Below are 14,704 nucleotides of genomic sequence, written 5' to 3' on the forward strand. Positions count from 1 at the left end.
CTCCATGCAGCGCAAGCGTCGACCAGCGAGCGTCCGTGCTCGCGGCGAGGGACGGAGGCCGTCCTGGAGCACGCGTGCGGGGTGGACCCGCACCGGGATGGTCTACCCTGGGCGCATGTGCCGGAACATCAAGCCCCTCTTCAACTTCACCCCGCCCGCCACGGATGACGACATCCGCGCGGCGGCGCTCCAGTTCGTCCGGAAGATCGCCGGGACCCGCAAGCCGTCGAAGCAGAACACGGACGCGTTCGACGTCGCCGTCGAGGAGATCTACCAGAGCTCGAAGCGGATGCTGGACGGGCTGGTGGCCACGACGCCCCCCAGAGACAGGGTGCGGTTCGAGGCACTCAAGCGCCTGCGCTACAAGAAGGCCGCCGACGCGGGCTGAGGCCCCGGGCGCCCCGAAGCGCTGACCGACTGTTCCCACGCAGTGCACACACGGCGCGCGGTGCCGAGGTGGCCCGTCGTGCCCTGGAGGTCGTCCGATGAAGCGGTCCCCGTGGTGGTCCGTCGTTGGCTGTCTCTGCTTCGTCCTGTCCTTCGGCGCGGGCTGTGGCGCCGAAGCGCCCCAGGACGCCCAGGCCCCGGAGCAATCCCGCGCGGCCCTGGCCTGCTCCACGCGCATCACCTACGGCGACCGGTGGATCCACCCCGCCAACCATCCCAATCAATACGACGTGGCCTCGGACCTGGTGACGTGGGACGGCGCCTGCGTCAACGAGGGCTCCAACTCCTACGCCCTGCTCTCCAACGGCTGGAAGCCGTACTTCACCGGCAACAACGCCTGCGTGCTCGCGCTGGACACGGACTGTCCCGGGGCCTCCGCGTGCGCGACGCGCGTCACCTACGGCCCGGCGTGGATCCACCCCGCGAACCACCCCGCCCAGCACGATGACACCGGCGGGCGCGTGTTCTGGGACCGCGCCTGTGTGAATGCGTCGCCCAACTCGTACGCGGTGCTGTCGAACGGGTGGGGGCCGTACTTCACGGGCACCAACGCCTGCGGCATGTCCTTCCGCTACACGGGCTGCGGCGGGCTCTACCAGAACCCCGTGGTGCCCACGGACTGCGCGGACCCGGGCGTCATCCACGACGGCACGCGCTACGTGGCGGCGTGCACCTCCGGCGGCGCGGCCAGCGCCTTCCCGCTGCGCGTCTCCACGGACCTGGTGACGTGGACGAGCGCCGGCTCCATCTTCCCCTCGGGCACACGGCCGTCCTGGGCCACCGGTGACTTCTGGGCGCCCGAAATCCACCGCGTGGGCGGCCGCTTCGTCGCGTACTACACGGCGCGGCACTCCAGCGGGAAGCTGGCCATCGGCGCCGCCACGGCCACGAGCGCGCTCGGTCCCTTCACCGACCTGGGCCGCCCCCTCATCCTGGATTCGGGCATGGGGATGATCGACGCGACGTTCTTCACGGACGCCGCGGGGACGGGCTACCTGGTGTGGAAGGCGGACGGCAACGCGGTGGGCCAGCCTACGCCCATCTACGGGCAGGCGCTCTCCGCGGACGGCCTGTCTCTGGTGGGCACGCGCCGCACGCTCATCACCAACAACCTGGGCTGGGAGGGCGGCGTGGTGGAGGCGCCGTGGGTCGTCGCGCGCGGCGGCTACTACTACCTCTTCTACAGTGGTAACGCGTACTACAACAGCACCTACGCTGTCGGAGTGGCGCGGGCCACGAGCCCCCTGGGGCCGTACACCAAGGCGGGCGCGCCGATTCTCGCGACGGGCGGAGGCTGGGTGGGGCCGGGCCACAACTCGGTGGTCAACGGGCCGGGCGGAGACACGTACATGGTCTACCACGCCTGGAACAGCGCCCACACCGCGCGGGTCATGCTGGTGGACGCCATCACGTGGCCCAACGGCTGGCCCGCGGTGCCGGAGGCGCCCTCGGCCGGCTCGCGTCCCCGGCCGTAGCGCGTGAGGTCCTCGGGGGCACGGGGTTTGTCCGTGCCCCCGGGGGACGTCAGGGCGTTCCGGTGGACGCCTGGAGCGAGGGCTCCGGCGCCTCGAACTTCTGCGGCCCCAGGGCGGAGCGCTGGAACCAGCCGGCGAGCCCCAGCAGCACGAGCCCGGACGTGCGCAGCGTGCGCAAGAGCTCCGCGCCCAGCGCCTCGTCACCGGGCAGGAGCGCCGCCAGCCACACGCGCGCGTCGTAGAGCAGCCACGTGGCGCCCGACAGGCCCATGGCCCACCACACCCAGGCGAGCCTGCCGCCGCGCAGCATGTACGCGACGCGCAGGATGGGGGCGACCAGGAAGATGGTCGTCATGTCCGCCAGCGTGGAGGCCAGGCTGATGACGACCGACGGCGCCGGGCTCTGGCCGGACAGCAGGTTGCGCACCTCGGTGACCAGCGACGGCACGCCGACGGCCAGCGCCGCCAGCGCCGTCACCGCCCACAGCGCGCGCGAGCGCGGGCTGGACGGAGGATGCAGCCCGGACTGCTGATAGGTCATGGCCAGGAGCACGAGCGCGTACGTGGTGGCGATGTTGGCCAGCACGACGACGACCATCCGGTACGGCAGCAGGGGGGACGCCGTGAAGGGGACGTCCGGCACGGTGTGCAGCCAGTAGCTGCGCATCGCCGCGCTGACCAGCGACAGCACGGCCCCCGCCGTGAGCCCGCCCCAGACCTTGCGCAGGTAGTCGCCGGAGACGAACGCGCTGGCCGCCGCGAGCGTGCCGCCCACGGCGAGCAGCCCGCTCAACCAGCCGGCCACGTCGTGCACCAGCCCCAGCTTCGCGGGCTCGGAGCTGGCCACCGCGAACAGGTGCGCGGCCTGGAGCACCACGACGGCGCCGAACCAGGGCGCCACGGACGAGGAACGCGAGGACGCCGTCATCGCGCCTTCTCCAGCGACGTGGCGATTTCCGCGAGGATGACCTTGGCGTGCAGCGCGCCAATGAAGGTGTTGAGCATCGGCTTGAGGCCTTCGAGCAGTTGCGGGAGGTCCTGGGGGGTGACCTGCTCGGGCGGACGCTTGAGGGCGCGCAACGCGGCCGTATGGATGGCCATCTTGGCGGTGAAGCCTCCGAGCAGGGGTTCGAGGTGACGCACGAGGATGTCGTGCCAGCCGGCGGGGGCGGTCTGGGAGGACGGGTTCAGAATCGCGAACACTCCTGTTGGGGAGGCACACGCTAGAGCGATTTCTCAAGACATACGAGAGGCCCGTCCGTCCCCCGCGTCGATTGCCGCTCGTTCCGCAAGGAATTCCGGGAGGCCCTGTCTTTGTCGCCACGACAGGTGTAGGGGCCGCTGACGCGGCGTGCAGCATGCCCGGCCGCCGGGCGAGCAGGTGCGCCGGCGGCGGGCGTCATCCAACGGGTATCAGGCCTTGATGTAGCGCTCGAACACGGCGCCGAAGTCCTTCACCCAGTACTTCTGCTGGGCGCCGGTGAGCCAGGCGAAGGCGGCCTGGTTGAGCTCCTTGAAGGACTCGACGACGGGCGCGCCGCCGGACGAGCCGCGGCCGAGCGTGGTGGAGGCGACGTCCAGGCTCGTCTTGGCGTGGGCGAGCGACAGCTCGTTCTCGTGCTGCATCTCCGAGATGCGGAACAGGGCCTTGTAGAGGTCCTTCACCTGCTCCAGCTGCTTCTTGTGCACGTCGATGGAGTAGTCGCGGTTGCCCAGGCGGAACTTGATCTCCACGTCCATGTCGATGGTGCCGGCCGTCTCCAGCATGACGTTGGAGATGGGATTGGCGGCGTACGTGAAGCGACGCAGCATGCGCTTCTTGCTGGCGGCGCTGGTGCCGTCCAGGTGGATGAGCGCCCGGTTCGTGAAACAGTACTCGTCGGACTTGGACTTGATGAGGAAGTAGATCTTCTCCTGGTCCTCGTGATTCACATAGTCATCCGCGTCGACCTTGTCGTAGTCGGCCGGAGCGATGACCGAGCCGACGTCACTGAGGCCGAGTGCGTCCGCGGCGAGCTTCCCGAACATGCTGTGTCTCCCTGTGTGTACCGCCGGGCCCCCAAGGCCCGGCGGGAGCATAGGGGAGAGCCCCTCACAGGTCGAAGCGAATCCCTTGCGCCAGCGGCAGCGCGTCCGAGTAGTTCAGCGTGTTGGTCTGCCGCCGCATATAGGCCTTCCACGCGTCGGAGCCGGACTCGCGGCCGCCGCCGGTGTCCTTTTCACCCCCGAAGGCGCCGCCAATCTCCGCGCCGGACGTGCCGATGTTGACGTTGGCGATGCCGCAGTCGGAGCCGGAGGCGGACAGGAAGCGCTCGGCGACCTGCAGGTCCTTGGTGAACACCGATGACGACAGGCCCTGGGGCACGCCGTTCTGGATGACGATGGCGTCCTCGAGCGTGCGGTAGGGCATGACGTAGAGGATGGGCGCGAAGGTCTCCTCCTGGACCCACGCGTCGGTGGGCTCCACGTCGGTGACCAGCGTGGGCTGCACGTAGTGGCCGGGGCGCTCCAGCGCCTTGCCGCCGCTCACCACGCGGGCCCCCGCGGCGCGCGCCTTCTCGAGCGTGGCCTCGAAGCGCTGCACCGCGGCCCGGTCGATGAGCGGGCCCATCAGCGTGCCGGCCTCCAGCGGGTCTCCGATGCGCTTCTCCACCTGGGCGTAGGCGCTGGCGAGCTTGTTCAGCACGTCGTCGACGATGGACTCGTGGACGATGAGCCGGCGGGTGGTGGTGCAGCGCTGGCCCGCGGTGCCCACCGCGCCGAAGACGATGGCGGGGATGGCCAGCTTCAGGTCCGCGGTGGCGTCCACGATGATGGCGTTGTTGCCACCCAGCTCCAGCAGGCTGCGGCCCAGTCGCTGCGCGACGCGCACGCCCACCTGACGCCCGACGGCGGACGAGCCGGTGAAGCTCACCAGCGCGACGCGCGAATCGTCCACCAGCCGCTCGGCGCGCGCGGTGCCCGCGGCGTTGAGCAGGAAGAACACCTCCGGGAAGCCGCCGGCCTTCAGCGCCGCGTTGCAGATGCGCGTGGCGGCGATGGACGTCAGCGGCGTCTTGGGGGAGGGCTTCCAGATGGACACGTCGCCGCACACCGCGGCGATGAACGCGTTCCAGGACCAGACGGCCACCGGGAAGTTGAAGGCGCTGATGATGCCGACGAGGCCCAGCGGATGCCACTGCTCGTACATCCGGTGGCCGGGGCGCTCGGAGTGCATCGTCAGGCCGTAGAGCATGCGCGACTGGCCGACGGCGAAGTCGGCGATGTCGATCATCTCCTGCACCTCGCCGTCGCCCTCGGCCTTCACCTTGCCCATCTCCAGCGACACGAGCGAGCCGAGCGCGTCCTTGTGGCGGCGCAGCGCCTCGCCGCACAGGCGGATGGCCTCGCCCCGACGCGGCGCCGGCAGGGCCCTCCACGCGACGAAGGCCTGGGCCGCGGCGTGCATCATCCGCTCGTACTCGTCCGCCGTCGCCGACGACACGGTGGCGAGCTGCTGTCCGTTGGAGGGATTGAGGACCTCCAGCAAGGGCTCGGAGCGGGAGTCCGCCCACTCGCCGTCGCCGAGGTAGCTGCCGGGGTTGTGCTCGCCGAGGCCGAGCGCGTCGAGAATGGGATGGAGCATGGCGTTTGGGGCTGCTTACAACGTCGGGGGCTTCGTGGCGACCCGCGTCGGGGCGGGGCGTCCGGGCTGGGTCAGCAGCCAGTCCATGAAGGCGCGTGCCGCGGTGCGCAGTCGGCGGTGGGAGGGGTACACGACGAAGTAGGAGTAGCGGGTGGGCAGCGCGGGGCCGGGCAGTCGCAGGAGGCTGCCGTCGGCGAGGAAGGTCTCGCAGACGCGCTCCCGGGCGAGCGCCGCGCCCAGGCCCCACACGGCGGCCTGCATCGCGTTGGTGGTGTCGCTGAAGCTGTGGCGCACGTCCAGCGTGGCACCATGGACGTCCGCGGCGCGCAGCCAGTCCGGCCACGACTGTCGCGCCAGGTCCTCGACCAGCGGCAGCCGGGGGATGTCCGCCGGCGTGCGCACCGCGTCGACGCCGGGCAGGCGAGGGGAGGCCACCGGGAACATGGCGTCGGGCATCAGCGCGTGGGCGGTCATCCCGGGCCAGTGGCCCAGGCCGTAGCGGATGCCCAGGTCCGGGCCGCCCTCCTCGAAGCGCGACAGCGCCGTCTCCGAGTCGATGCGCACGCGCAGGCGGGGATGCTGGGCGTTGAAGTCCGCCAGCCGGGGCACCACCCACGTGTGCGCCAGGGAGTGCATGGTGGTGACGCGCACCAGGTGGCGCTCGCTCCGGGCATCCGAGAGCTCGCGCACCACGTCATGGATGTCCGTCAGCGCGCCGCTCGCCGCGTCCGCCAGCTGGCGCCCCTCGACGGTGAGCTCCACGCCGCGCGCGTGGCGCTGGAAGAGGGTGACGCCGAGCATCCCCTCCAGCTTGCGCACGTGGTGGCTGACGGCGCTGGCCGTCAGGTGCAGCTCCTGGCCCGCGCGGGCGAAGTTCTGGTGTCGCGCGGCCGCCTCGAAGGCCGCCAGGGCCGGCAGCCACGCCGTGGGAAGAGTCATGGGAGCCTCAAATCATACGCGTGGCTGACCGCAAAACCATGCGGTTGTGACTCCCGTGCCAGAGGCGCAGATAAGGGAGCGACCGGAGTCAGATTCGTGCCTCGCTCCACCTGGTGAACCGCCCATGACCACTCCCTCGCTTGTCCGTCCCGTCGTCCCGACGTTGTCCGGTGCCTGGCTGACCTTCCTGGAGCTGGGGCTCCTGGGGGCCCTGTGGGGCTCGTCCTTCATGTTCATGCGCATCGCGGCGCCGGACTTCGGGCCCCTGCCGCTCGTGGTGGTGCGGCTGGTGCTCGGCTCGCTGGTGCTGCTGCCCCTGCTGCTGCGCGCGCGCGCCTCCATCACCCCGTCGCACTGGCCCAAGCTCGCGCTGGTGGGGACGCTCAACGCGGCGGTGCCCTTCGCGCTCTTCGCCTGGGCGGCGCAGCGCGTGCCCGCGGGCATCAGCGCCATCAGCAACAGCATGACCGTGCTCTTCACCGCGCTGGTGGCCTTCCTCTTCTACGGCGAGCGCATCGGCTCGCGTCGTGGGGTGGCGCTGGTGGTGGGCTTCGCGGGCGTGGTGGTGCTCGCCAGCGGGAAGATCGAGGGCGCCAGCCCCGGGCTGGGGGTGGCCGCGGCGCTGACGGCCGCCTTCTTCTACGGCATCTCGGCGAACCTGGTGCGCAGGCACCTGCAGGGTGTGCCGGCGGGCGCCGTCGCGGCGGCCACGCTGGGCTGCGCGGCGCTCCTGACGCTGCCGTTCGCCGTCGCGACCTGGCCCGTGCAGCCCATCCGCGGCGTGTCCTGGCTGTCGGCCGCGGCGCTGGGGATGCTCTGCACGGGGCTGGGCTACGCCATGTACTACCGGCTCATCCAGCGCATCGGCGCTTCCCGCGCCGTCACCGTCACCTACCTGTTGCCCCTGTTCGGCGTGGCCTGGGCGTGGCTCCTGCTCGGCGAGCCGGTGACGCTGTCCATGGCGGTCGCCGGCGCGCTCATCCTGGGCAGCGTCGCGCTGAGCCAGCGGCAGTCCGCGTGAGCGTGCGCGCGGACCGCCGCCGGGGCGCCAACGGCTCTCAAGGACAGCCGGAGCTGACCTGGAGCGCGTCGTAGGCCATCCAGCCGTTGCGCTTGGTGCCGGTGGCCGCGATGACGTAGCCGTAGAGGAACTTCATCTCCCCCGACTGCTGGCGGTAGCGGCCCGCGCTGTCCTGGACCCAGAGGGGGATGTCGATGGAGGGCACGCCGTGCTCGGTGGGCACGTCCAGGCGCTGGAACTTGGTGCCCGCGGGGAAGTGGTCCACCGCGGGGCCGCCCAGCGCCATGCCGGGCACGTTGAAGACCAGGTTGACGGAGCGCTGCCCGTTGGCGCGCACCAGCGGCAGGTAGTCTCCGGCGCGCTCGTGGGTGGCGTCGCTGTCGTAGACGACCTTCTTGAACTCGAGCACCGGGTCATGCGTGTTGCGCACGGCGTAGCAGCCCAGCTTCGCCAGCCCCGCGCCCAGGGCGGAGACATGGCCCACCTTCTGCTCGAAGGACGTGCGCCCCAGGATGCTGGAGATGGGCAGCCACCCCGCGCTCGAATTGGACGTGGAGACGGCGAAGGCGTGCAGCTCCCCGGCGAACGTGCGCGTCTGGCCGTGGTTGAAGGCGGCGCTCGAGCGCGTGTTGGTGCCCACCACGGTGCCGTTGCCGTCGCGGATGGGCACGCCCGTCACCAGCCCCCAGTTGTCGTCCGCCGGGTCGTTGGTGGGGACGCGGTTGCCCCCGCTCACCTGCAGCTTGCAGTTGTACGCGCTCACCAGACAGTACTCGCCGTTGACGCCGGAGAAGGCCGCCTGCTCGCGCGTCTGGAGCGCGCCGTCGTCGGGCTCGAGGCCCCCTCCACACGCGGTGACGAGCAATCCGAGGGATGCAATCGAGATGGTCGTGATTTTCATGCTTAGTATGAGAAAGCGACCAGCGCGGACCCGTCAACGCGAGCCTCGTCGAGAGGCCGGAGGGCGAGCGAGGGATGTTGAGCCCCGGTCAAAGGGACGGGTGCCAACGCACCGCGTCCTGAGGTGCCGCGTCGAGGTACGCTGCCGGCGCGATGTCCCGCCACCCCGATGCCCTGCTCCCCGCGCGCCGCTTCCACGACGAGCCGCTCATCCTCATCCTCCGCCACCTGAAGGCGGGGCTCACGGAGGCGGGCCGGGTGCGCATCGAGGTGCCGGACCCGGACCTCGGGGCCGGGCGCTATCCGGGCGAGCGGGTGGGGCCGGAGGGGGGCCTGGTGCACCGTCCGCTGCGCCACTGGTGTGATCTGGCGGAGGGGCTGGGCTGCCGGCTGCGCACGCCGCGCGGCGTGGAGGCGACGCACGTGTCGCTGACCTTCGAGTCCCTGGGCGCGGAGGCCTCGTGGCACGCGGGGAGCGCGAGGACGGAGGCGGCGGTGCCCGCGGAGGAGCGATATGGGGCGGACTCCGCCTTCGCGCGCGTGCGCAAGCTGGAGGACGCGGGCTTCCTGTTGCCGTGGTTGGCGGCGCTGGGGCGCGTGAGGTTGCCCGCGGGCGCGAGGGTGTTGGACCTGGGCGTCAATCGCGGGGACGAGCTGGACGCGTTCTCCTGGCTGGACGAGGTGCCCGACGTCTCCTTCGTGGGCGTGGACCACAGCGCCTCCGCGATTGCCCAGGCGCGCGCCCGCTTCCCCGACGCGCGTCACGCCTTCCACGTGGCGGACCTCAACGCGCTGCCCGCCGCGCTGGGGCGCTTCCACCTGGTGGTGTCCGTGGGCACGTTGCAGAGCCCCGGGGTGGATGACCACGCGTTGTTGCGGACGCTGGTCCAGGAGCATCTGGAGTCCGAGGCGACGCTCGTGCTCGGCTTCCCCAACTCGCGCTTCCGCGACGGCGAGGTCGTCTACGGTGCCCGCGTGCGCAACCTGCGCGAGTCGGACCTGTCCCTGCTCGTGAAGGACCTGTCGTTCTACCGCCGCTACCTGCACCAGCACGGCTTCCGCACGTTCCTCGGCGGGAAGTTCGACCTGCTGCTCACGGCGGTGCGCGGCGGGGCTCAGTCCTCCGACTGAACGTCCCCGGGCTTGACGCCCCAGTCCGCGAGCACCTGGGCCTCGTCCTCGGGGCTCTTGGTCTTCTTGAAGCGCGCGTCGGAGACGCCCTTGACGCGGCGCTCGCACGCGGCCCACGTGGCGTGGCGCTTCACGCTGCGGCCCACCTGGCTCAGGTACGAGTGCGCCTTGGCCGCGGGCTGTCGGGGCTTCTCCTCGGGGAGCGAGGTGTCCTCGGGGACGTCGTAGACGTCCACGTCGTACGTGGACAGCGCGCCCGAGTAGAGCCGCACGCCCTTGCCGCGCGAGTAGCCCACGGCGATTTCATCGACCCGCTCGTTGCCGGGCACGCCCACGTGGCCGCGCACGTAGTGCCACTCGACGGCGGCGGCCTCGCCGGAGTGGGTCTGCTTGCGCTGGGCGAGCAGCGCCATCAGCCGCCTCCAGTAAGGGGCGTTGGCCACCTCCTTTCCCTCGGCCGTCTTCCAGCCGCGCTTGCTCCAGCCGAACGCCCACTTCGTGATTCCCTGAATCACATAGGTGGAGTCGGTGTGGATGCGCAGCGGGCCCGCCGTGGCCTCCAGGTGGCGCAGCGCCATGCCCACGGCCGTGAGCTCCATCCGGTTGTTGGTGGTCTCCCGCTCGTGGCCGCCCAGCTCCGTCACCTGTCCGTCGGGCGTGGCGATGATGACGCCCCAGCCCCCGGGGCCCGGGTTGCCGGAGCAGGCTCCGTCGGCGAAGACGACCGTGGCGTGGCTCTTCATGCGGCGCACCCTAGGCGGCCTCGGGGCGGGGCGGCCAGGACGACTCGCGACACAGGCGTCCTCGGGCTGACATGAAAGTCATGATTCCACCGGGAGCCCGAGTCCTCCTCACCTGGAGGCGTGAGCGTGGTACGTGGCTTGCTCAAGCCGCGAGGGCTCGGGCGGGAGCGCCGGTGCCCGAGGGAAAGCCATCCACACCACCATGTCGACCGAGCACTCCATGTCCTCCCAGAGCGATTCCAGGCCCGTCTCCTCGCGCGGCAGGGCGTGGGCCGCCAGGCTCGCGCTGCTGGTGGCGGCGGCCGCCTCGGTGGCCACGTCGCGCAGCGCGCCGAGCCCCCGCGTCGAGGAGTCGGCGCCGGGCGCGCTGAGGCTGACGGCGGACGCGCCCTCGGCCAGCGTGGTGTTGCCGGTGCGGCTGGCGGTGCCGAACGGCTCCACGCAGACGGTATGGGCCACGATGCGCGCGCCGCTCTCCGCCCGTTGGACGCACGACGAGGGGGGCTCACGGACGGCGCCGAGTCTCACGGCGACGCTGCGCTTCGGGCCCCATCCGCTCAAGCCGAGGACGCAGGAACTGGGGGTGTCGGAGGGGGCGGCGGTGACGTTCGACGCGGAATCGGACGGGGATGTCTGCCGGCTCCAGCAGCCGTGCGAGTGGGCGGCGACGCTCGACGTGGCGTTCGCGGAGGGCTCGCCGGTCCACGGCGTGGTGGAGGTGGACTGGAAGATGGTGGGTGAGGTGAGCTTCGACGAGACGGTGGACGAGGAGCCGCAGGGGCTCGAGTTCACCGTGGGGCCTCGCTGACCGCGTGAGGACCTCGCGTGCCACCGCGTGCGTGCCGGGTGACACGCTGCTGCATCCGCTGGTGTTCTGCGCGGTGTTGGTGCTCGTGCTGAACGACCATGTGTTCAAGGCGCGCTGGCCGTCCTGGTGGACGGGCAAGCTGTCGGACGTGGCGGGGCTGGCGATGTTCCCGCTGCTCCTGCAGGGACTCTGGGAGCAGGCGCGGGGACGAAGCGCGCGGGGCGGCTTCCGGCCGTCGCTCGCGGTGCTGACGGCGTGCGTGGTGCTGACGGCGTGCGTGTTCACCGCCATCAAGGTCTGGGAGCCCGCGGCCGAGGCCTGGCGCTGGGGGCTCGGTGGGTTGCAGTGGCCCGTGCGAGCGGCGTGGGCGGTGCTCTCCAGTCGCGCGGTCCCCGCCGTGGCGCCGGTGGCGCACACGATGGACGTGACGGACCTGCTCGCGTTGCCAGCGCTGGGCGTCTCGTACGCGCTGGGGCGCAAGCGCTGCGCGAGTCACGAGCCGGCGCGGCAGCCCGCCTGACTCGCGGGCCGCGGACGTCCCACGCGGCGACTTGGGAGACGTCGCCTTCGCGTTGAGTCGCGCTCCATCGCGGACGGGTGCATGGCCGGCTCATGCGACGTGGGCCGTAAGCCCACGCGCCATGCCGCTCCCGCTCAGAGCGAGCCGAGGAACGCGAGCAGCGCCTCACGGTCCTCACGGGGCAGCCGCGTGTAGCGGGTCTGCGCGGGGGCCGCCTCGCCGCCGTGCCACAGCACGGCCTCCTCGAGGTTCCTCGCGCGTCCGTCATGCAGGAAGCGCGTGTGACCGTTCACCGTCGCCGTCAGGCCGATGCCCCACAGGGGCGGCGTGCGCCACTCCTGGCCGGTGGCCAGTCCGTCCGGTCGTCCATCCGCCAGCGCCTCGCCCATGTCGTGCAGCAGCAGGTCCGAGTACGGGTAGATGACCTGCCGCGACAGCTCCGGGAAGCCAGGCACCTCCCCCGTCTCCATCGGCTCGTCGACATGACACGCGGCACACCCGATGGCGCGGAACACCGCCTTGCCACGCAGCACCGCGGGCGCATCCCAGTCCCGTCGCTTCGGCACCGCGAGCAGGCGCGTGTAGAACATCAGCTGCTCCAGGTCGTAGGCCCGCACGTCGACGGCCTCCGGCGCCGCTCTGGCCTCCGCCTCCTGCGCGCGCGGATAGAGCTCGTTCGTCAGCCCCATGTCCGCCACCAGCGCATGCGCCACCTGCTGGAGCAGGGTGGGCTGATTCGCCTTCCACCCGAACCGCCCCATGCGCGTGCCGCGCGTCCGCACATCCTCGACCCGGTTGGCGCGTCCGGAGATGCCATCCTGGTCGCGGTCCTCGGCATCCTCCCGGACGAGCAGCGTCTCCTCGGGGAGGGCCTCCAGCAGCCCCAGCCCGAAGTTCGCCGGCGCCACGCGAGGCGAGAAGGGCGTGCCTTCACCCAGCGGCCCCTGGGCCAGGTGCTCGAACTGGTAGATGGGCCGCGCGAGCACGTAGGGCTCACCGGAGGAGAATCGGCCGGAGAACTCCTCGTGGCGCACCACCACGGTGCCCTCGCCCCGGAGTCCGCCCAACCGGTGCAGGTCGAGCTGCTCTCCATACACGGGATGCGGTCCCGGACCGTCAGGCGAGCCCAACTGGAACGCGATGGACACGGCGGGCTCGGAAGGGGACTCGGGTGGACGCCCGCGCCCGTCCTTCACGTGGCACGTCATGCACGAGCTGGCGCTGAACAGCGGCCCCAACCCCGGTCCGTGCGCGGGGTCGCTCCAGTCGCGGTCGAACACCCGCTTGCCGATGTGGAACTGGGGCCAGCGCGCGCGGTCCAGGTTCGGCGGCGAGCGACCGAAGGCGTTGCGCCCCGTGTCCTTCACCGTCGCACCGCCACCGGACAGCTCCTCGCCGGGCACCGACACGAGCGGCAGCTCGCCGAGCACGAGGGGAGGGGGCGGCGGAGGCCGGCCTGCCCGGGCCCACACGGCCGTGAGCATCATCGCTCCAAGGGGGATGCCCAGCAGGTACAGCCGCCGTCTCATCGCGAGCTCTCCAGGAACATCGATGAAGACGCCGGGCGGCGAAGGTGCTGCCACGCGCCGCCCGGCGCCAGCCCCATGCCGTGCGCGGCATGGGACCCGGAACTACTTCGCGGCCGGGACGAAGGTCTCGCTCAGGATGCTCAGCCCCTTGCCCGTCGCCTTCACGTCCATGCCCGTGAAGCCGTTGTACGGATAGTGGCCGTCGCCGATCTCCTCGACGAACTCGAAGGAGTCACCGGTGACCACCTTGCCGTCCGCCAGCGTCACGGAGAACGTGTTGCCCGGCGTGGTCATCTGCCAGCCGCAGGCGCCCACGTTGCTCTCGGCCGTGGCCTCACCCGTCTTGGTCCAGATGATGTCCAGCTCGTAGAAGTCGGCGACCGCCACCAGCCAGCGGAAGAAGTCCCGCCAGTTGGTGAAGACGATCATCGCGTTCGGGCTGTGGGTGGACGTGCCCTGCAGCACGCCCTCGCGGTAGATGTTCATGCGGAAGCCGGATCCGCCCGGCGAACCGGTGAACGTCGGCGTCACGAAGGCCGAGTCCACGTCGCGGCCCGGCGTCACGCGCAGCGTGCTGACCACCTGGTCACCCGAGCGCGCCTCCAGCTGCAGCTGGCCCGTGGAGCCCAGCGCCACCGACGTCGTCTGCGACCAGCGGGCCGCGCGGCCGAAGCTGCTCGACACGCCGTCCGTGCGGGCGCTGCGCAAGCCCGTCACGTTCAGGCCCTTGTCCGTCGCGGACAGCTGCGCGTTGCCCAGCGCGCAGCTCGTGATGCCGTCGAAACGCGTCATGCACTGCGTCTTCGCACCGGCCTCCTGGGCGGCGACCTCTCCCTCGGTGGACGTGGGCTCCTCGCCCTGGCAGCCCGACAAAACACTCAGGAGCGCGGCCGCCATCAGACGGCTCATCATCTTCAGCTGCATGGAATGACCTACCTCTTCAATAGGGGGAATGCGCTGCTCCGCCAGTGGCCTTCCGCATCCGGTGCCGGCCCTGCCCGGATGCCACCCTCCGGCGGCGCTCCTGTCCATTGCACCCCGCACGCCAACGCCCCCGGCCGTGTTTCACCTCCTCTGTATCAGCAAGCCTTTGCACCTCCGCGGCCCGCCCCTCTGTAGCGCCCACCGTCACAGGCGACGGGCGCCATGTATCGCGGCTTGCTACACACCCACGATGCTCACCGGATGAGGCATTCACCCAGGGTGATGGGCATTCGCTCCATGTCTGGTCATGCGAATGGCTCGCATTCCTAGAGGGGCTGTCAGGGCCGTGGAGCCGGGTACCCTGGACAGGGCGCGTCATCGGGTTTAGCGCGCCCACCCAGTGAGGTCGTTCCAATCCGCGAGCGATTACTACCCGGATATTACGCTGAGGCTGGAAGTGCACCCTGGGTCGAGGCCGCCTGGACAGGAATAATGCGGAACCGGTATAAAACTGTCCGTCAGACTGGAGACACTGGTGATTCCGCCAACCTCATACAAGTCCTGACGCTCTGAGAAGGGGGCATTCTCTATGGCTCGTTCGTCGTGGTCCCGCGGAGTGAGTGGTTGGTTGAACCGCGGCCT

At 70.9% G+C, this 14,704-nt stretch carries 15 protein-coding genes; 6 read left to right on the forward strand and 9 right to left on the reverse strand.

Translation table 11 applies throughout. From position 1 onward, the window contains the following. The first annotated feature begins 115 nt into the window (after window positions 1-115). Together AC6JA9_RS13840 and AC6JA9_RS13845 are read left to right on the forward strand one after the other, a co-directional pair. Window positions 116-388 carry a DUF2277 domain-containing protein gene (locus AC6JA9_RS13840; RefSeq protein WP_046717748.1) on the forward strand — a complete coding sequence of 91 codons (273 nt, stop codon included), beginning with the start codon at window positions 116-118 and terminating at the stop codon, window positions 386-388. 97 nt (window positions 389-485) lie between these two features. After that, window positions 486-1,922: a glycoside hydrolase family 43 protein gene (locus AC6JA9_RS13845; protein WP_497959903.1), complete on the forward strand. Its 1,437-nt coding sequence runs from the start codon at window positions 486-488 to the stop codon at window positions 1,920-1,922. 49 nt (window positions 1,923-1,971) lie between these two features. On the opposite strand, the gene AC6JA9_RS13850 is transcribed toward AC6JA9_RS13845, so the two are convergent. The 5 genes from AC6JA9_RS13850 to AC6JA9_RS13870 all read right to left on the reverse strand — a co-directional run bounded on the left by AC6JA9_RS13850 (window position 1,972) and on the right by AC6JA9_RS13870 (window position 6,486). Then, entirely contained in the window at window positions 1,972-2,850 is an 879-nt protein-coding gene (locus tag AC6JA9_RS13850) for a hypothetical protein (protein WP_497959905.1), read from the reverse strand. Continuing rightward, window positions 2,847-3,065, reverse strand: a complete 219-nt coding sequence (locus AC6JA9_RS13855) for a hypothetical protein (RefSeq protein ID WP_141331497.1) — start codon at window positions 3,063-3,065, stop codon at window positions 2,847-2,849. The genes AC6JA9_RS13850 and AC6JA9_RS13855 overlap by 4 nt, the downstream gene beginning before the upstream one ends. Before the next feature lie 270 nt (window positions 3,066-3,335). After that, window positions 3,336-3,950 (reverse strand): PH domain-containing protein, encoded by a 615-nt coding sequence (locus AC6JA9_RS13860; protein WP_223751539.1) that lies wholly within the window; start codon window positions 3,948-3,950, stop codon window positions 3,336-3,338. A 64-nt stretch (window positions 3,951-4,014) separates the two neighbouring features. Further along, entirely contained in the window at window positions 4,015-5,547 is a 1,533-nt protein-coding gene (gene amaB, locus AC6JA9_RS13865; protein ID WP_223785058.1) for an L-piperidine-6-carboxylate dehydrogenase, read from the reverse strand. Between the two features lie 15 nt (window positions 5,548-5,562). Next, window positions 5,563-6,486 (reverse strand): LysR substrate-binding domain-containing protein, encoded by a 924-nt coding sequence (locus tag AC6JA9_RS13870; protein ID WP_223751541.1) that lies wholly within the window; start codon window positions 6,484-6,486, stop codon window positions 5,563-5,565. 124 nt (window positions 6,487-6,610) lie between these two features. Here AC6JA9_RS13870 and AC6JA9_RS13875 point away from each other — a divergent pair, with 124 nt between their 5' ends. After that, the gene (locus AC6JA9_RS13875; RefSeq protein ID WP_473570760.1) at window positions 6,611-7,507 is read left to right on the forward strand and encodes a DMT family transporter; all 897 of its coding nucleotides are present in this window, start codon (window positions 6,611-6,613) and stop codon (window positions 7,505-7,507) included. A 37-nt stretch (window positions 7,508-7,544) separates the two neighbouring features. On the opposite strand, the gene AC6JA9_RS13880 is transcribed toward AC6JA9_RS13875, so the two are convergent. Beyond that, window positions 7,545-8,408, reverse strand: coding sequence for a hypothetical protein (locus AC6JA9_RS13880; protein ID WP_223751543.1), 864 nt, complete (start codon window positions 8,406-8,408; stop codon window positions 7,545-7,547). A gap of 152 nt (window positions 8,409-8,560) precedes the next feature. Here AC6JA9_RS13880 and AC6JA9_RS13885 point away from each other — a divergent pair, with 152 nt between their 5' ends. Further along, window positions 8,561-9,538: a class I SAM-dependent methyltransferase gene (locus AC6JA9_RS13885; protein WP_408891036.1), complete on the forward strand. Its 978-nt coding sequence runs from the start codon at window positions 8,561-8,563 to the stop codon at window positions 9,536-9,538. Here the strand turns inward: AC6JA9_RS13885 and AC6JA9_RS13890 are convergent. Next, window positions 9,523-10,281, reverse strand: a complete 759-nt coding sequence (locus AC6JA9_RS13890; RefSeq protein WP_223751545.1) for an RNase H family protein — start codon at window positions 10,279-10,281, stop codon at window positions 9,523-9,525. The genes AC6JA9_RS13885 and AC6JA9_RS13890 overlap by 16 nt on opposite strands. Window positions 10,282-10,501: 220 nt before the next feature. Between AC6JA9_RS13890 and AC6JA9_RS13895 the strand changes: the two genes are divergently transcribed. Beyond that, entirely contained in the window at window positions 10,502-11,089 is a 588-nt protein-coding gene (locus AC6JA9_RS13895) for a hypothetical protein (RefSeq protein WP_408891035.1), read from the forward strand. Between the two features lie 4 nt (window positions 11,090-11,093). After that, window positions 11,094-11,609 carry a hypothetical protein gene (locus AC6JA9_RS13900; protein WP_223751547.1) on the forward strand — a complete coding sequence of 172 codons (516 nt, stop codon included), beginning with the start codon at window positions 11,094-11,096 and terminating at the stop codon, window positions 11,607-11,609. A gap of 134 nt (window positions 11,610-11,743) precedes the next feature. Here the strand turns inward: AC6JA9_RS13900 and AC6JA9_RS13905 are convergent, their stop codons facing one another. Both AC6JA9_RS13905 and AC6JA9_RS13910 read right to left on the reverse strand, forming a co-directional pair. Beyond that, complete coding sequence (locus AC6JA9_RS13905) at window positions 11,744-13,138, reverse strand: di-heme oxidoreductase family protein (protein ID WP_408891034.1); 1,395 nt, start codon at window positions 13,136-13,138, stop codon at window positions 11,744-11,746. Window positions 13,139-13,240: 102 nt separating this feature from the next. Further along, entirely contained in the window at window positions 13,241-14,062 is an 822-nt protein-coding gene (locus AC6JA9_RS13910; protein WP_223751549.1) for a hypothetical protein, read from the reverse strand. Window positions 14,063-14,704: the final 642 nt, after the last annotated feature.

Source organism: Myxococcus sp. MH1 (genome assembly GCF_059738865.1).